The organism is Corynebacterium sp. HMSC035E02 (genome assembly GCF_001836065.1).
GTDB lineage: Bacteria > Actinomycetota > Actinomycetes > Mycobacteriales > Mycobacteriaceae > Corynebacterium > Corynebacterium hiratae.
In genome coordinates, this window is sequence record NZ_KV827333.1 from 93,088 (window position 1) to 110,386 (window position 17,299).

Consider the following 17,299-nt stretch of genomic DNA (forward strand, 5'->3'; position numbering starts at 1 on the left):
TCACGCCCATGGACACGGTGTCGCCTTTAGAATGAGGAAGATTCTTATACCTCACCGTCGACCTCCTCCACGAAGGATTTCTCTCACCGTGACTACGCTTCCTGAATTTTTCACTACCCAGCACCGGCTGCGCGAGAAGGCTGTCTTGGACCAAGGGGCGGGCTCCTCGCTGTTTCTCGTGGAAGATCCCTCGCAAGACGAACTCCTCGTAGAAATTTATGGTCCGGAGCACCGCGGCGTGCTCCGCCAGTCCGGAATCGTTGGCCAGCTGCAGCACAGCGCCATTGCTCCCGTCGTGGGCACGGGCACGATGAACAACGGCCAGGAGTTTTTTGTGCGCCGCAGCCTGCCGGGCGAGCAGCTGTCGAAGTACACGTCGTCTGGCATCGGCGCCCACCACCTTTCCCAAGAGGAAGCTCTCGCCGTCTTTGCTCCCTTGGCCGACGCCACGGACTTCCTTATCCAGCAGGGCCGCGCTGGCTTCGCTCTCCGTGCGCTCAACCCGCGACGCATCATCCTCACCGATAACCGCGCGAAAGCCTTCTTCGCCACGGTCGGCCCGGCCACCGCTACCGACGCCCCCACTGCCTCCGCGAAGGAGGTCATCGACCGCCTGGCCCAGCTCGTCTCCGCGGCCTACCCAGGCTTCCGCGCTGCGGCCGCCTACCCCTCAGCCGCCGCCGTTATCGACGCCGTGCGCAGCACAAACACCGACAGCTCGAGCCCGAGCCCGGGCGCGGCCCCGTGGCAGTCAGCTCCGCAGCATACCGCTGCCCCGCAGGAGGACTGGGCCGGGCCGCAGCAACCCCAGCAACCCCAGCCTGGCTATGCTGCCGATCCCGCGGAGTCATCACCCACCACGCGCACCTCGAAATCGAAGGGCAAGGTCTTTGCGGGCTTGGGCGTGGGCCTTCTTCTCCTGCTCCTGGTTGGTGGGCTGCTGTGGTTCTTCTTGGGGAGGTCGGCGTGGTCCGACTCAGAGCAGGCGCTTGCCGACGGCCACCCCGGGCTCATCAGCTCCCGCCCTGGCGACGAAGGCTTCAACGGCGCCACCTGCGAATCCCGTGCTCCGGAGGACGGCCAAGAGGCGAAGATTACGTGCGTTGGTGACGGCGTGAGCTACTCCGTGGCGCGGTACGGGGACGTCACCCAGCGCGAGGCCGCCGGCCCGACGCAGGGCGCGCAGGAACTATCCAACGGACGCTGCACCGTGTACAGCTACGACATTTCCGATTCCGAGCCGGTGTTCTACATGAGCGCCGAGGACTCCACCGACGCCGTCCTCGTCTGGGGCGAGGACGCAGAGGACATCCGCCTCAACCTACCTCTGTGTTAAACCGCGCGCTTAAGCAGCGGTGCTATCACCGCAATGGCGATGCCGGCCACGCCGGCAAACAGGAAAGCCCAGTGCGTTCCCTGCGCCGTCGCCGCGGCCGGGCTTAGCCCAGCGGCAGCGCCAGCCAGGGTGCCGCGGGTGAGGAAGACAACGAGCAAAGCCGTTCCCGTCGCACCCGCCAACTGCTGGAAAGTGTTCATGATTGCCGAGCCATGCGAGTAGAGCTTCTTCGGAAGCGAGGACAGCGCAGTGGTCATCAGCGGCGTCATCATCAAGCACATGCCGAGGGAGAAGATCACGTGCATACCCACGACCATCCACACAGCTGAGTTCTCACCCAAGGTGGCCATGAGCCACAGCCCGGCCACCATGAGCAGTGAGCCAGGAATCATGAGCGGGCGCGGGCCATAGGAATCGAAGAGCCGGCCCACAATCGGGGAAAGGAAGGCTTGGAGGATGCCGCCCGGCATCACCGCCAACCCCGTGGCAAAGGCCGTAGCACCCAGGGTGGTTTGCAGATAGATGGGCAAGACCGTGACCATTCCCAGCATGAGCCCAAAGGACAGGAGGAGGATGATCACCGCGAGGGTGAAATTGCGGACGCGGAAGGGACGCAGATCCATCAGGGCGCGATCCTCCAGCGCCAAGCGCCGCTGCCGACGGATGAATACGGCGAGCGCGATGACGCCCACCACGGTAACGGCGATGTCCACCCAGCCGTCTCCCTGCAGGATCTTTTCCATCGAGGACAGGCCGTAAATCAACCCGCCAAACGCGAGGGCGGAAAGGATGACGGAGAGGCCGTCGAGCGGGGTATCACGGTTCTCACCCACATTGTCTAAACGCCAGAGCCCGGCGATGAGAATGAGGGCGATGAGCGGAACCATGGACCAGAAGATGGCGTGCCAGGTGAAGTGGTTGAGAATCGCTCCGCCGACGGTGGGCCCCAATGCCGGGGCCACAGAGATCACCACGGAAATGATGCCCATCACCGTGCCACGACGCTGCGCTGGGACCAGCGTCATGGCCACGGTCATAAGGGTAGGGATCATCAAAGCGGTTCCGCCAGCTTGAAGGACGCGGCCCACCAGCAGGATGAAGAAGCTCGGCGCGAGGGCCGCCACCACGGTTCCGGCCAGGAAGAGCCCCGCGGACGCAACGAAGATCTGGCGCGTCGTAAGTCTTTCCAGAAGGAAGCCGGTGGTGGGGATAACCACAGCCATGGTGAGCATGAATCCCGTCAACAACCACTGGGCGCTCGTGGCAGGAATGGAGTAGTCCGCCATAATGGCCGGTAGCGCAACGGAGAGCGAGGTCTCGTTGAGAATCATGACCATCGCTCCCAGCACCAGGATGCTGAGGGTAGTTATTACCTTCGAAGGGATTTCAGCGGACATGCGGCCGGCTACACCTTTCAACTTTTCTATTTTGGGTCTTCAGCGCTGCTACTCACACCGTCAGCACCCAAGAGACAACACGTGAGCGATTTAGTGTATTCCTCTGGTGGCCGGGGTGCCACACGAGTCAGATGTGAGCCCTCGTTGGGTGGCACTCCCCGGAATCTCAGCAGGTGCGTTAGGCCACACGGCAGTGTGAAGGTGACAGCGCCCTCCGTGCTACTCAAAGCTCTAAACGCTACTGCCTAAAGCTACAGAAAGGCCTCTGGATGCAGCGCGACCTCCTTGTCACTAACTCCGCTGGGGAACGCGCCGTCGTGCGCCCAGGTCAGCAGCTAGTGGCAGGCCGCGCGGGGGACTTCCCGCTGGCTCCTGATGACGCCTCTATGCACCGCCACTTCCTCCACTTCTGGCAGCAAGAGGACAACTGGATGGTGAGTAACGTGGGCAGCTTCCTCGCGGCGGAGTTATCCTCCCCACACATCCGCACGCACGGCCCCATCCGTCTACTGCCGCGCGCTACCGCAGCCATCCCCGAGGGCACCTCGCTGCTGTGCTTCACGACGCCCAGCGGTTCCTACGAACTCACGCTGACGCGCGGCCCGCACTGATCTAGCGCTGCCCGCCTTTCTCTGACACGAGTGCACGCGCGGCCGGGTCCAGGACGACGACTGCGCCGCCATCTTCGATGCTGCAGCCAAGCCACCGATAGTCGGGCTCGTCTGGCCAGCCGGGATCGGCGTTATAGGAGCAGCTGAAGTCATCCTCCATGAGGTACCCACGGTTGCCGCCCTCCATGGGCGCGAAGTCATAGTTCTTGTAATACTCAAGAACTTCCATTGCCCGCGCGCAATCCGTCCCGTTCTCTTTGGCATAGACATACTCGCCATTGCCGAGGTCCCCACAGATGGTTCCGGTCATAGCTTTCCCTTCCCCATCTGGCTGCGGTGGGAAGGTATCGGAGTAGTACTCACCATCGTCTTTCACTGTGAAGTGGTGGCCATCGATCTTGACCGTGAATTCATCCTCACTCACGGATTCAAACGTCACACCGTTCATCGTGACGGTGTTCCCTGCTTCTAGCGTGGTGGGTGCCGCGGCGTCTCCGCCCATTTTCACATTGGGATAAAAGCCCGCGGTCGCATCGAAGTTAACGGAATTGGAGAGCCAAAGCGGCTGCCCGGTCGCCGGGTACAGGGGCGGATCAGCGAACACTACGCTGCACCCGATCAAACCTTGATCTTCGGTGACTGTGCAGGCCACACGGTCATTCGGGCTGCTCACTCCATACACCGTGGAGGTCGCGTGTCCCAAGTTGGTGGCGATGAAGTCTTCCTTATCTAATTCTTTAAGGCCCGAGTCACCTTCCTTGTCCTTCGCGGACGTCGGAGCCGGGCTCGATTCCGTAGATTCAGTGTTATCGGCGGAAGTCTCGGCGGTGGAGGTGTTGTGGAATTGCGGCTCACCGCTGGTGGAATCCTCGGCAGCAGAACACGCTGCCGCTGTACAGGCGATCAGTGCGAAGGGCAGGGCATTCAGAAGCTTTGTCACACCTGCATTTTCTCATGGATTGGTCAATCCTGCGGCTAGCCGCAGCAACTTTCCCTCATTGGGGGCTGGAGGCGCAGCAATGAGAAAACCCGAAAACCCGCGCAGCCACCACAGTGGCGGGCGCGGGCAGGTGGAAGCTAGGAGAAACTAGTGCTCCGGCTTCACGATCGGGAAGAGCACGGTCTCGCGGATGCCCAGGCCGGTCAGGGCCATGAGCAGGCGGTCCATACCCATGCCAGCACCGGCTGTCGGCGGCATGCCCTGCTCCATAGCGGCCAGGAAGTCCTCATCCAGCACCATGGCTTCCTCATCGCCGCCGGCGGCAAGGCGAGCCTGATCCTCAAAGCGCTCGCGCTGGATTACGGGATCCACCAGCTCCGAGTAGCCCGTGGCCAGCTCGAAGCCGCGCACGTACAGGTCCCACTTCTCCGTCACACCCGGCTGGGAGCGGTGCTGGCGGGTCAGCGGGGAGGTCTCAACCGGGAAGTTCTTCACAAAGATCGGGCCCTCGAGCTGGTCCTCGCAGAGCACCTCCCAGATCTCCTCCACCAGCTTGCCGTGGCCCCAGCCGCCGTTCTTCGGGACGTCGAGCCCGATGACGTCGGCAATCGCCTTGAGCTCCTCGACGGTGGAGTCGATGGTCACTTCCGGCTGGCCGGGGAACTTGCGCTGCAGAGCCTCGTTGAGGGAGGGGTACATTTCAATCTCCGGCCACTCTTCGCCGCCGAGGTCATACTCCGTGCCATCCGCCAGGGTGACGGTGGTGGAACCGAAGACTGCGCGGGCCACCGACTGGATGGACTCGCGAATGGTGCGAGCACAGTCGTTGTAGTCGCCCCACGCCTCGTAAGTCTCCAGCATGGCGAACTCCGGGGAGTGGGAGCGGTCAACGCCCTCGTTGCGGAAGTTGCGGTTGATCTCAAAGACGCGGTCAATGCCGCCGACAACAGCACGCTTCAGGAAGAGCTCCGGAGCGATGCGCAGGTAGAGGTCGATGTCCAGGGCATTGGAGTGGGTCACGAACGGGCGGGCCGCCGCACCACCGTGGATGGTCTGCAGCATCGGGGTTTCGATCTCCACGAAGCCCTGATCCTCCAGGTAGTTGCGCAACGCACGCATGACCTTCACGCGGGTCATGGCATTCTTGCGGGCCTCCTCGCGCACGATGAGGTCGTTATAGCGCTGGCGCACGCGAGTTTCCTCGTTCATGTCAGCGAAGGAAACCGGAAGCGGGCGCAAGGACTTCGCCGCCATGGTCCACTCGGAAGCCATGACGGAGAGCTCGCCGCGGCGCGAAGCAATGACGCGGCCGCGTACGGAAATGAAATCACCCAGGTCAACGTCAGACTTCCACGCGGCGAGGCGCTCCTCCCCTACCTCCGCCAGCGACAGCATGGCCTGTACCTGGGTGCCATCACCATCCTGCAAGGTGGCAAAGCAGAGCTTGCCGGTATTACGCATGAAGATAAGGCGGCCGGCGATGGCTACCTCGACGTCAGTCTCCTCACCCGCGCTGAGGTAGGTGACGCCCTCTTCCGCGGCCGGCTCTTCGCCCTCTGCAACGACCTGAAACTGCTGGCGGAGATCCCGCAGGGAGATCGTGCGGTCCACGGTCACCGGATAAGGCTCGGTGCCGGACTCCAACAGTCGGGCGCGCTTCTCGCGGCGGATGCGCAGCTGCTCGGGGACGTCAGTAACTTCAGTATTCTTCTTCTCGCTCACGGTTGTCTAGGGTAGTCGATCCCCATACGCTGGCGCGATCCCGGTTCACAGAGTGTTCATCTAGCCGTTAGACAGTATCAACCGCGCGGCCATCTCAACCGTATTAACTCAGTGCGTCCGTTGCGACATCCCCGCGCAACCAACGAGTTCGATTTTTGGAGCATATTTTCATGGCACTCAACGGCCGCAATCTCTTGGCTAACATGTTTACCTCTTCTCGTTCTTCTCTTACCTGCACCTACAAGTGCGGTAATGCCTGCTTCGGCGAGTGCGAGAACACCTCCGATAACCCTTACTTTGGTGACCAGTTCTCCCGCCGCACTGCTCTGCGCGCCGGTGGTCTGGCCGTCGTCGCCGTCGGTGGTTCTTCTGCGCTGGCTGCGTGTGCCGCGCCGGATGACAACGGGTCTGCGGCTGGCGGCTCCTCCGACAAGACCAGCGAGGTTAAGGGCTCTGACATCGAGCTCACCTCTGCCGAGGGCATGCATTTTGAAGCCGTGGAGGCCAACACCAAGGATGAGGTCGTCATCCCCAAGGGCTATGAGCAGTCCGTCCTGATTGCCTGGGGTGACCCGGTCATCGAGGGCGCGCCGGAATTCGACGTCAACAACCAGACTGCCGCGGATGCGGAGAAGCAGTTCGGCTTCAACAATGACTTCGCCGGCCTCATCGAGCACCCGGATGACAAGAACCGCATGATCTACATGTGCTCGCATGAGTACACCACCGAGCCGATGATGTTCCCGGACTACGACCCGGAGAACCCCACCGAGGAGCAGGTAAAGATCGGTTGGGCTGGCCACGGCCACACCATCCTTGAGGTTTCCAAGGTGAAGGGCTCCGGCGAACTCAAGCGCGAATTCGGCCCGCTCAACCGCCGTATTACCGCTACCACCCCGTTCACCCTGGTTGGCCCCGCTAAGGGCACCGACCTGGTGAAGACCTCCGCCGACCCGAAGGGTGAGAAGGTCCTTGGTACCCTCAACAACTGCTCCGGTGGCGTGACCCCGTGGAACACCATGCTCTCCGGCGAAGAGAACTTCGACCAGTATTTCGCCGGTGGCGATGTCAAGGATGAGAAGGCCGCTGAATCCCTCAAGCGCTTCGGCATCGAGGAAGGTCCGTCCGACCGCAAGTGGGAAAAGTACGATGACCGCTTCGATGTAACCAAGGAGCCGAACGAGCCGAACCGCTTTGGCTGGCTCGTGGAGATCAATCCGCTGGACCCGAAGTCCACCCCGATTAAGCACACCGCTGTGGGCCGCTTCAAGCACGAGGCCGGCAACATCCACATCACCAAGGATGGCACTGTGGTCTGTTACTCCGGCGATGACTCCCGCTTCGAGTACGTCTACAAGTTCGTCTCCTCCAAGAAGTACAAGGAAGGCGACCTTGAGCACAACATGACCATCCTGGACCACGGCACCCTGTACGTGGCCAAGATGGAAGGTAACTCCCCGGAGAAGGAAATCGACGGCTCCGGTGTCCTGCCGGAGGACGGCGCTTTCGACGGCAGCGGCGAGTGGGTCAAGCTGCTGACCTCCGATACGGAGAACAACAAGTTCGAGTCCCACGTGGACGGCATGTCCGCCGAAGAAGTCGCCGTCTTTACCCGTGAGGCCGCCGACAAGGTGGGCGCCACCAAGATGGACCGTCCGGAAGACGTTGAGGTTCACCCGGAGACCGAGAAGGTCTACATCGCGCTGACCAACAACAAGTACCGCGGCGCCACCGGCGAGAACGCCAAGAAGAACAAGGAAGACGCCAAGGAATGGGCTCCGGTCAAGGAGAACAAGAACGGCCTGGTCATGGAGCTCGAGGATGACCACGCCGGCGAGAAGTTCACCTGGAACCTCTTCCTGGTGTGTGGTGACCCGCGTGAGGCCAGCACCTACTTCGGTGGCTTCGATAAGGAGAAGGTCTCCCCGATTTCCTGCCCGGATAACCTGGCCTTCGACAACCACGGCAACCTGTGGATCTCTACCGACGGCAACGCGCTGGACTCCAACGATGGCCTCTACGCCGTGACCACCGAGGGTGAGACCCGCGGCGAACTCAAGTGCTTCCTCACCGTCCCGGCGGGCGCGGAGACCTGTGGACCGATCGTCGACGATGACCGCGTCATGGTCAACGTTCAACACCCGGGCGAGGCTGACGACGCCACCTTTGAGAACGCCACCTCCCACTGGCCTGACGGCGGCAAGTCCACCCCGCGCCCGGCCGTGGTTGTGGTGTGGAAGAAGGACGGCAAGATCGGTACCGAATAAGGCACCGACGTTGCGCAGTGCGCACTCTTAGGCGGTGCGCAACTGTGCCTCCAGCACCTCCTGCGCAAAATCCCACAACGGGGTTGCAACCCCAGCCTTGACGCCCATGCGTCGGATCGCTCCGACCTGGGCGTCTAATTCGTTGGGAAGCCCTTCCTTGATGTCGCGCTGCATCGAGGACGTACTGTCCGGGTGCTGCTGGCGGGCGAACTCCATGGTCTGTTCCACCACGTTCTCCGGCAGCTTCACGCCGAGTGCGCACCCGACAGCCTCGACTTCCCTCATGAATGCCTCAAGCTGGCCGGGGATTTCCTGGCAGAGGTAGCCGATAGGTTTATCCACCAAGGCGCCCAGAGTGCCTGTCGGGGTGACGAACATGGCTTTCGACCAGACGTCGACAAGCGCGGCGTCGTGGAATTTGCTGGAGGCACCCGCCTCCTTCAGCGCTGCCGACAGCTCCTCGCCCGTGCGGCGCAGTGACTCCGGCGCATCGTCACTCAGCGGCCCGAAAGCCAAAGCCAAGGGCCCCGGGTTGCGCTTGATCTGCGCCGGCCCCAGACGGGTGGCATAAACGCGCGCGACACCGGCAAGGATGTTCTCCTCCCCGAACTCCTCGGCCGCTAGGTACGGAATCTCGACCGAGTTGTGTGTGGTCACCACCGGGGTTCCTCGCAGGGCCTCGCGGTCCTCCGCGCTTCCAAAGGTTTCATTACCCGGCAGCGCCTTCGACGCGATAATCGCCACGTCCAGCCCACCCAAGAGTTCTTTGACCTCGGCAAAGGTTCGCGCAGCCGGGACCTTAATGACCTCGGTGGTGGTAGGTTCTGCGTGGGCGTCGATCAGCGTCACGCCCGTCTCCCCCAGCACCCGCAAGGTCTCACCTCGGGCGACGAAGGCGACGTCGTGGCCCGCTGCTTTCAGTTTTCCGCCAAAGTATCCGCCGATGGCGCCGGCTCCCAGAATTCCAATCTTCATGTCTCCAACCTAGCTGGTGGAGACCTGCGCCACAGACTTTTATCCGCGCTGTTCTAAGTTACGGAAGCCAATGCCCAACGGCACGCCCGCGTTATCGATGAGCCGCACGCCGCCAATGGTGGCGGCGATAAAGAGGCGGGCATCGCCCTCTGCTGGGGCTTCACCCAGGTCGCGTCCGCGCAGCTCCACGTACTCCGGCTCGACGCCCGCGGCGGCCAACACTTCACGTGCCACACGGACAACTTCCTCGGCTCCGGATTCCGCCGCGTACGCACCGGCGGTGAGTGCCGCTGACAAGGCGCTGGCTTGCTCACGGGCCTCCGGTGCGACGTCGGCATTGCGCAGGCTCATCACCACCCCATCGGGCATACGCACCGAGGGCACGCCCTGCACACGCGCCGCAATGTGGAGGTCCGTAAAGGCCTGCTGGGTGGCCACGAGCAGCTCGTAGTCCTTCTCCCCCATGAACACATCGCTGGGACCCAGCGCGCAGGTCAGCGCCACAATGCGGGTCAGCTCCGCGCTCACGTCCTCCATGCCGTGGTCGGGTGCAAGGACCCGCGTGCGCTGACTCTGCTGGTCGTAGCGCCACACCACATCAACCCCATCGAGGGAAGAGATGTCCGTCTCCGGGTCCACTGCCACGACCACGATGCCACCGCGCACGCGTTGTGCTGCCTGCACGAGTGCCAGGTGCCCGGCGTGAATATCGCGGCCGAGTGGCACCAGCACTACGCGCTTGCCGGTCTTGCGGTAGGCGCTGCCGACCATGCGGATGCGCTCGTTGTCCTCCACTAGGAGTTGCTCTGCCACGGCGCTTCCTTTCTTACTGCCCACAGTTCCAGTTCTTCCATGTTCTTCTTCTCACCCACCATGCGGGCGACGTCGCGGTAGTTGCGCGCCATGCCCAGCTCCACGGCGGCGGGGTAAGCATCGATGATGTCGCCAGCGTCAAGGTCGAAGGAACTGCCCATAAAATCTTCGATAATCCCCGCCTTAAGCGCCGCCCACGCGCTGAGTTCACCGAGCATCTCCGCGTAGTACAACCGCGCGGCTCGCTCGGCACGTTGTGCCGCCGGCACCGTTTCTGCAGTTTGGTGAATCTCCGAGAGCAGCAACCCAATGACGGTCTCCGCCACCTCATCGAGGGTGCCCACCGCGTAGGAGTCGCCCAGGGGAGCTGCGGCAATCGTCAGGCACCCGCGCGTTTCCAGCTCATCAAGGGCTTCCACCCCAGCCAGCAATGAGGTGTGGATGACGATTTGCTTGGGGCGCACGTGCTTTTCGACGTCCCCCACTGCCCCCTCCAGCTCCCTCGCCGTCGCGGCGAGAATCAGCGCATCGAAGCGGTCCAGCTGGGCGGGGTCCTCAAGCTTCTCAATGGTGTGGCCAGCCATCTCCAGACGGAGGGCGAAGTTAATGCCGGCTCGGGAATTACCCCAGACCGCCACTCGCATGCGCGGAGCAGACATCTACTTCTTCACGTCCTTGTTCTGCTGTTCTTTCCGGCGCTTGCTACGCGCCATGAGTTCAGCCACGGAGACCGCGCCCTCGCGGTGTTCATCGCTACGACGGCGGCCACGGGTGTCGGGCTGTGCGGTATCTGCTTCCGGCTTGCGGTGGCGGTGGTGCGGCTGCTGCGCGGGGCTAGCATCCTCCTTGACGTGCTGCGCACCCGCAGCACCCTGGTTCCACTGCACGGCCTGGAAGCTATCGGTCTTGAACTCCGGCGCCTTCTGCTGCGACCGAGTCTGGGGCTTCGACTGCTGCGGCTTCTGCTCGGTGCGCGCCTGCGGCTTCTCTGCCTTTGCCTGTGGCTTGTCATCCTTGGGCTGGGGCTTGTCGGCCTTTGGCTGAGGCTGAGGCTGCGGTGCTCCCATAGGGCGAAACGCCGGAGGACGGCCCTGCGACGGCTGCGGTGCGCCGAACGGGGATGGTGCCGGGCGGGTGCCCTGCTGATCCGCGGGCTGCTCCGCGGGTTTCGCGGCAGACTGCTCGGCTGGCTTCGGAGTGGGTTGCTGAGCAGGCTGCTCGGCGGGTTTCGCAGCAGGCTGCTGGGTGTTGGAACGGGCGTTATCCGCGAGCAGGTTATCCAGCGGGTTGCTCACCGGGTGGGTCGGCTGCGAGCCGAGGCGGCCTGCGACGGCGTCGGCAGACGGCGCGCCGCCGGACTTCTGGGTGAAGTTCACGTTGGGGGCATCGCCGCGCTCATCCACGCCAGCGCCGCCAGCCTTGCGCTCCAGCTCCTGGATGCGGCGAGCCTCCGCATACAGGGCGGCCGGCTCGTAGACCCACTCGCGCCCGGAGATCTCCTCGATCTGGGTGCGGATGGCTTCCAGCTCCGATCGGATCTCCGCCAGGACCTTGCTGTTATCCGCGCTCGAAGCACCGGAAGCGGTCAAGGTGGATGCGGCATGGGCGCGCTCCACCGCCAGAAGCTCCTTGGCCTCATGGGCCTGACGGCGATAGCGCACCACCAAGAAGAAGCCCAACACCGCGGCCCACAGGGCAGCCAGCAGGGCAATCTTCAGTGCGTTCGCCGAACCCGAAATCAACATGACCAGGCTGGCGATGACCGCGAGGATGACGAGGATGATAAGCCCAATAGAACCAGCATCCGTCTTCGAACCGTCCTGGGAAGACTCCGCCGTTGTCGGTGGCTGAGAGTCCGGCTGCGCAGAAAACTGGGTGGTCGGGCGATCATCCGGGGCCGACTCGTACTGGGGATCAGGGGCGTGGTGCGGGCTCGTCATGCCCACTAACTTACCGCTTGTGCCCCATCAGTTGGAGGTGGCACCTCGCAGTGTCGCTCCAACACCACTCCGGCAACACACATCGCGGCACCGCCCAGCGCCGAAGACACCACCCCGGCCAGGTCACCAGCCGCAGCGACGAGCTCACCGGCGCGCGGCACCACGTAGACCGCCATGCCAGCATAGGCCCCGCCCACGATGGCCCCGGTCCACGCCGAGGCTTTGCCGACAAGCAGGAATTGCGCGATGGTCATGGGATTGAGCTGCGAGTTATCCAGGCCGATACCGTGCTCGTCCTCCTTGGCACCGCGCACCTTGAGCGTCAACAGCACGCACACCAGCGCCATAGCCCACAGAGAAATCGATACGGTTGCCGGAATGGCCAGCATGGAGCCATAAAAGCGGGTGGTGAGGGTGGCAGCCGCCGCAGCCACGAAGAGGGCGGTGCCGACAAGCGCGCCAATCGACGTCCTCGTCATTACTCCCCCAGTTCCTTCACCGCAGCGACCTCGTCCTCATCGAGGTCGGCGATGAGCTCGCGCACCGGGGTGCCGTTGAGCTCCGCGTGCTCATCCGCGGCCAGCCACGGCACGAGCACAAAGGCGCGCTCGTGGGCATAAGGGTGCGGCAGGATAAGCTCGGGGTCTTCAGAGGTCACGCCGTCTATCTGCACGATGTCCACGTCCAAGGTGCGCGGGCCCCAGTGCCGCACGCGCACGCGCTCAGCGGCCTCCTCCAACTTCTGGCCGCGGCGCAGCAGCTCCAGCGGGGTGCAGTCCACGTCCACGATGAGCACCGCGTTGAGGAATTCATCTTGGTCAGTCACGCCCCACGGCGGGGTGGCATAGACCGGAGAGGCGGCGATGGTCTCATCGGCAAACTCGTCGAAGACGGTCTGCAGCAGCGCGCAGCGGTCTTCCATGTTGGAGCCGATAGACAGCACGGCGCGCATTAGCCTGCCATCCTCTTTCGGGAGCGGCGGGCCACGACTGCCACGTCCGCGAAGGTGCGCGGGATGGGCGCCTTCGGCTTGTGGATGGTCACCTCGATGGCATGGAGAAGCCCGAAGCGCTGCATCGCGGTCTCGGCGACCTCCTCAGCCACCGTCTCGATAAGGTCCCGGGAGGGGCCCTCGACGATGTCCGCGGCGACGTCGGCAAGCTCGGCGTAATTCACCGTGCGGGACAGGTCATCCCCGATTCCCGCGGTGTCCAACCAACAGGTGATATCCACGATGAAGGGCTGCCCCGTCTTCTTCTCTTCCTCGAAGACGCCGTGGTAGCCAAAGCACTCCAGGCCGGTGAGTTCAATGCGATCCGCCATGTTTTATGCCTTTCCCAAAGAAGTGGACACCACTGTTCCGCCGTCCGCGCCGTTGGCGTAGCTGCCGGAGGCATGCGCGCCGCCGGTGTAGGCCGCGCCCGCGTTCCAGGCCGCGGCGACATCCACGGCATCGCGCGAGACTTCCACCTCGTGCACGCGCACGCCCCACGCACCCATCTGCGCAGAGATGGCGGTGACGGCCGCGGTGGCCGGGTCCGCGAGCAGCGGGCTGGACTCGGCGCCGCGATCTTCCCGGATGGCGGCGAGGAAGCGCTTGCGGGACGCGCCCACCAACAGCGGGAACTCGCCCTGGAGGAACTCCGGCAGAGCCTTGAGCAAAGCCCAGTTATCCTGCGGGGACTTGGCAAAACCCAGGCCCGGATCCACGACGATATTGTCGTGGCTAACACCGGCCTGCAGGGCGTTATCAGCGAGCTTCGCCAGGGACTCGTGGACATCGCGCACCACATCCCCGCCATGGTCGGCCACACCGGCGGCCGAGCCGAACTGGACGGTGCGCCAGTGCATGAGGCAGACCGGCAGGCCGGTTTCGGCCATGGTGCGGTACATGTCCGGGTCGGCCGCACCACCGGAGACGTCATTGATCATGTCCACGCCGGCCTCCGCAGCGGCTTGAGCAACCGAGGCCCGCATCGTGTCCACCGAGGTCTTAATCCCCTCCTCGCGCAGCGCCTTGATGACGGGCACGACGCGGCGTTCTTCCTCCTCGGCAGCCACGCGCACCGCACCCGGGCGGGTGGACTCACCGCCGACATCGATCATGTCCGCGCCGCAGGCGACAAGGTGGCGGGCGTGGGTAAGTGCATCGTCGATGTTGATCCAGCGCCCGCCGTCGGAGAAGGAGTCCTCGGTGACATTGACGATGCCCATGACCAGCGTGCGGCCGGGAACGGTGAGATCACTGACTGCCATTGCTGCTAGCTCCTAATCAGGCTCATGACCTCCGCGCGGGAGGCCGCATTCTTCTTGAATCCGCCGCGCACCGCGGATGTCGTCGTGGTCGCCCCCGGCTTGCGGATACCGCGCATGGCCATGCACAGGTGCTCGCACTCGATGACGACGATGACGGACTGCGCGTGGAGGACCTCCACCAGCGCATCGGCGATCTGGCTGGTGAGGCGCTCCTGGACCTGCGGGCGCTTTGCGTACATGTCCGCCAGGCGAGCCAGCTTGGACAGGCCGGTGACGTGGCCGTCGGAGCCAGGGATATAGCCGATGTGCGCCGTGCCGTAGAAGGGCACGAGGTGGTGCTCGCAGGTGGAATAGATGGGGATATCGCGCACGAGGACGAGCTCTTGGTGCTCCTCGGCAAAGGTCTTGTGCAGGACCTCAGTCGGGTCCTGGTGGAGACCTGCGAAGACCTCGGCATAGGCGCGGGCCACGCGGGCCGGGGTCTCGCGCAGGCCCTCGCGGTCGGGGTCCTCGCCCACTGCGATGAGCAGCTCGCGGATGGCTGCTTCGGCGCGCTCGTGGTCGAAGTCGCGCTGCGCCGGGATGTTATCGCTCATTGGTGTCGCCATCCTTGTACGGGTTGTTGCGGTGTTCATGTTCTCCCCAGCCGGGAGCGCCCCAGGCGTGCTCCTCCGGCTTGGCGTGGCGGCCGCGGCGTTCCGGTTCGCGTGGCTGCGGCTGGTGTTCTGGTTGGGGCTGGGATTCTGGCTGCGATGCGGCGGCATCCGGCACACGCGGAATCTCTTGGGTGTCCTCGTGGCTGGGGCCAGCCTGTTCTGGGGCAACAGTTTCTTCCTGCGCCCCATCGCTGACCGCTTCGTCTGCGCTGAGCTCGCGACCGGTGGGCTCGGTGATATCGGACTCGCCGAAGAAGGTATTACCCTTCTCCGGATCCACGTAGTCACCCGCGTGCTGGCCGAAGCTGAAGCCAATCTCCTCGACCGGCGCCTCCGATGTCGCGGCGGCGGCCTCGTCACCGTTTTCCTTCGCGCGTTCGAGCTCCGCGTGGCGGCGCTCGCGGGCGGCACGGGAGGCGTCGAGAAGCGTCATGCGCTTCGGCAGCTCCTCGCCGCGCTCCTGGGCAAGCTCGACCGGGGTCTTTACCGGCTCGCGGCCGGCCTGGCGCGGGAAGCGAGCGTCCTCGTTCGGGAAGACGTCGAAAGCCTCGCGCGGCTCGATGCCCTCGAAGATGCCCTCGAGGTCCGGGCGGCGCAGGGTTTCCTTCTCCAATAGCATCTCAGCGAGCTTATCCAGGTAGTCGCGGTGCTCGGACAGGATGTCATAGGCCTGCTGGTGCGCGCGGTCCAGCAGGTAGGCCATCTGCTCATCAATCTTGGCGGCCACGGCATCCGAGTAGTCGATGGAGCCGCCGCTGGCGGCATAGGCGAAGGGATCGCCCTGCTCCTTGCCGTACTTGACGGTGCCCAAATCCGGGCTGAAGCCGTACTCAGTGATCATGGAGCGCGCGATCTTGGTGGCGTGCTCGATATCGGAGGACGCACCGGTGGTGGGTGCGCCGAACACGAGCTCCTCCGCGGCACGCCCGCCCATAGCGAAGACGAGGCGAGCAAACAGCTCATCGCGGGTGTACATGCCCTTGTCGTCTTCCTGCGCGGTCATGGCGTGGCCGCCGGTGCGGCCGCGGGCCAGGATGGTCACCTTGTAGACGCGCTCGATATCCTTCAGCGCCCACGCGGACAGAGTGTGGCCGCCCTCGTGGTAAGCGGTGACCTTCTTCTCGTGCTCGGAGATGATCTTGCCCTGGCGGCGCGGGCCGCCTACGACGCGGTCGGTGGCCTCCTCCAGCGCGTCATAGGTAATGACGTTGCCACCGATGCGGGCGGTAAGCAGGGCGGCCTCATTAAGTACGTTGGCCAGATCCGCGCCGGACATGCCGGCGGTGCGCTTGGCCAGCTGCGCCACGTCGACCTCCTTGGCCAACGGCTTGTCCTTGGCGTGCACGCGCAGGATCTGCTCGCGGCCGGCCAGGTCCGGGTTGGTCACCGGGATCTGGCGGTCGAAGCGGCCCGGGCGCAGAAGCGCTGGGTCCAAGATGTCGGGGCGGTTGGTCGCGGCGATGAGGATGACGCCTTCACGGTCACCGAAGCCGTCCATCTCCACGAGCAGCTGGTTCAGGGTCTGCTCGCGCTCGTCGTGGCCTCCGCCGGTGCCGGAACCGCGCTGGCGGCCCACGGCGTCAATCTCATCGACGAAGATGATGCACGGGCTATTCTGCTTGGCCTGCTTGAACAGGTCACGCACCCGGGAGGCACCCACGCCGACGAACATCTCCACGAAGTCGGAACCGGAGATGGAATAGAAAGGCACGCCGGCCTCGCCCGCCACGGCGCGGGCCAGAAGCGTCTTACCGGTACCCGGCGGGCCATAGAGCAGCACGCCGCGCGGGATCTTCGCGCCCAGCGCATGGTAGCGCTCCGGATCATCCAGGAAGTCCTTGATCTCCTGGAGCTCATCCACCGCTTCATCCGCGCCGGCCACATCCGCGAAGGTGTTGGTGGGCATGTCCTTGGTCAGCTCTTTCGCCTTGGAGCCGCCGATGCCGAACATGCCGCCCGCGCCCTGCTGCATGCGGGTCATCATCCAGAACAGCAACGCGAAGAGGATCAGCATGGGCAGCAGGAAGCTGATCATGGAACCGATGAAGGAATCCTGCGTGACCTTGGTCTGGTACTTATCCGCACCGGAATCCTTGACCGCGTTGAAGACCTGCTCGGAGGCACGTGCCGGGTACTTGGCAATGACCTCCTCGATGCCCTCCTGCTCTTCTACCGTTACCGGCTTCTTGAGCTTGAGGCGCAGCTGCTGCTCGCGGTCATCGATCTGCGCTTCCTCAACGTTCTTATCCGCTAACTGCTGCATGGCCACCGAAGTGTCCACCTGCTTGAAGCTGCGGGCATCGTTGGTAAAGAACGTGAATGCGTACAGCAGGATGAGAACCAGGCCCGCGATGGAGCCGTAGCGGATGATGTTCTTGTTTTTCAT

16 protein-coding genes are annotated in these 17,299 nt (G+C 63.9%); 3 read left to right on the plus strand and 13 right to left on the minus strand.

All coding sequences use genetic code 11. The features are described from left to right. Positions 1 to 88 precede the first annotated feature (88 nt). The gene (locus HMPREF2635_RS04810; protein WP_070821344.1) at positions 89 to 1,336 is read left to right on the plus strand and encodes a serine/threonine-protein kinase; all 1,248 of its coding nucleotides are present in this window, start codon (positions 89 to 91) and stop codon (positions 1,334 to 1,336) included. On the opposite strand, the gene HMPREF2635_RS04815 is transcribed toward HMPREF2635_RS04810, so the two are convergent. Continuing rightward, complete coding sequence (locus HMPREF2635_RS04815) at positions 1,333 to 2,733, minus strand: MDR family MFS transporter (RefSeq protein ID WP_070821345.1); 1,401 nt, start codon at positions 2,731 to 2,733, stop codon at positions 1,333 to 1,335. The two genes, HMPREF2635_RS04810 and HMPREF2635_RS04815, sit on opposite strands and share 4 nt — an antisense overlap. A 269-nt stretch (positions 2,734 to 3,002) precedes the next feature. Here HMPREF2635_RS04815 and HMPREF2635_RS04820 point away from each other — a divergent pair, with 269 nt between their 5' ends. Next, on the plus strand, positions 3,003 to 3,344 hold the full coding sequence (locus HMPREF2635_RS04820) for a hypothetical protein (RefSeq protein WP_070821346.1): 342 nt from the start codon (positions 3,003 to 3,005) through the stop codon (positions 3,342 to 3,344). Between the two features lies 1 nt (position 3,345). Here HMPREF2635_RS04820 and HMPREF2635_RS04825 read toward each other — a convergent pair whose 3' ends face one another. Continuing rightward, complete coding sequence (locus tag HMPREF2635_RS04825) at positions 3,346 to 4,284, minus strand: hypothetical protein (RefSeq protein ID WP_070821347.1); 939 nt, start codon at positions 4,282 to 4,284, stop codon at positions 3,346 to 3,348. A gap of 147 nt (positions 4,285 to 4,431) precedes the next feature. After that, a complete protein-coding gene (lysS, locus tag HMPREF2635_RS04830; protein WP_070511110.1) occupies positions 4,432 to 6,006 on the minus strand; it encodes a lysine--tRNA ligase in 1,575 nt (524 codons plus the stop codon). 170 nt (positions 6,007 to 6,176) lie between these two features. On the opposite strand from lysS, the gene HMPREF2635_RS04835 reads away from it, so the two are divergent. Then, positions 6,177 to 8,273, plus strand: coding sequence for a PhoX family protein (locus HMPREF2635_RS04835; protein WP_070821348.1), 2,097 nt, complete (start codon positions 6,177 to 6,179; stop codon positions 8,271 to 8,273). A 27-nt stretch (positions 8,274 to 8,300) separates the two neighbouring features. On the opposite strand, the gene HMPREF2635_RS04840 is transcribed toward HMPREF2635_RS04835, so the two are convergent. From HMPREF2635_RS04840 to ftsH, 10 genes are read right to left on the minus strand one after another with little or no spacing between them, the layout of a single operon-like run. Continuing rightward, positions 8,301 to 9,248, minus strand: coding sequence for a 2-dehydropantoate 2-reductase (locus HMPREF2635_RS04840; RefSeq protein WP_070821349.1), 948 nt, complete (start codon positions 9,246 to 9,248; stop codon positions 8,301 to 8,303). A 39-nt stretch (positions 9,249 to 9,287) separates the two neighbouring features. Beyond that, on the minus strand, positions 9,288 to 10,019 hold the full coding sequence (locus HMPREF2635_RS04845; RefSeq protein WP_046647273.1) for a pantoate--beta-alanine ligase: 732 nt from the start codon (positions 10,017 to 10,019) through the stop codon (positions 9,288 to 9,290). A 23-nt stretch (positions 10,020 to 10,042) separates the two neighbouring features. Continuing rightward, positions 10,043 to 10,720: a Rossmann-fold NAD(P)-binding domain-containing protein gene (locus tag HMPREF2635_RS04850; RefSeq protein ID WP_052750503.1), complete on the minus strand. Its 678-nt coding sequence runs from the start codon at positions 10,718 to 10,720 to the stop codon at positions 10,043 to 10,045. Beyond that, positions 10,721 to 12,001, minus strand: a complete 1,281-nt coding sequence (locus tag HMPREF2635_RS04855) for a DUF6779 domain-containing protein (RefSeq protein WP_070821374.1) — start codon at positions 11,999 to 12,001, stop codon at positions 10,721 to 10,723. A gap of 5 nt (positions 12,002 to 12,006) precedes the next feature. Next, on the minus strand, positions 12,007 to 12,480 hold the full coding sequence (locus HMPREF2635_RS04860) for a DUF3180 domain-containing protein (protein WP_070511118.1): 474 nt from the start codon (positions 12,478 to 12,480) through the stop codon (positions 12,007 to 12,009). Further along, entirely contained in the window at positions 12,480 to 12,953 is a 474-nt protein-coding gene (gene folK, locus HMPREF2635_RS04865; protein ID WP_070821350.1) for a 2-amino-4-hydroxy-6-hydroxymethyldihydropteridine diphosphokinase, read from the minus strand. The genes HMPREF2635_RS04860 and folK overlap by 1 nt, the downstream gene beginning before the upstream one ends. Further along, entirely contained in the window at positions 12,953 to 13,324 is a 372-nt protein-coding gene (folB, locus tag HMPREF2635_RS04870; RefSeq protein ID WP_070821351.1) for a dihydroneopterin aldolase, read from the minus strand. Before folB ends, folK begins: the two co-directional genes overlap by 1 nt. A gap of 3 nt (positions 13,325 to 13,327) precedes the next feature. Then, positions 13,328 to 14,257, minus strand: a complete 930-nt coding sequence (folP, locus tag HMPREF2635_RS04875; RefSeq protein ID WP_046647200.1) for a dihydropteroate synthase — start codon at positions 14,255 to 14,257, stop codon at positions 13,328 to 13,330. Positions 14,258 to 14,262: 5 nt separating this feature from the next. Further along, positions 14,263 to 14,853, minus strand: a complete 591-nt coding sequence (folE, locus tag HMPREF2635_RS04880; RefSeq protein WP_046647199.1) for a GTP cyclohydrolase I FolE — start codon at positions 14,851 to 14,853, stop codon at positions 14,263 to 14,265. Further along, a complete protein-coding gene (gene ftsH / locus HMPREF2635_RS04885) occupies positions 14,843 to 17,299 on the minus strand; it encodes an ATP-dependent zinc metalloprotease FtsH (RefSeq protein ID WP_070821352.1) in 2,457 nt (818 codons plus the stop codon). Before ftsH ends, folE begins: the two co-directional genes overlap by 11 nt.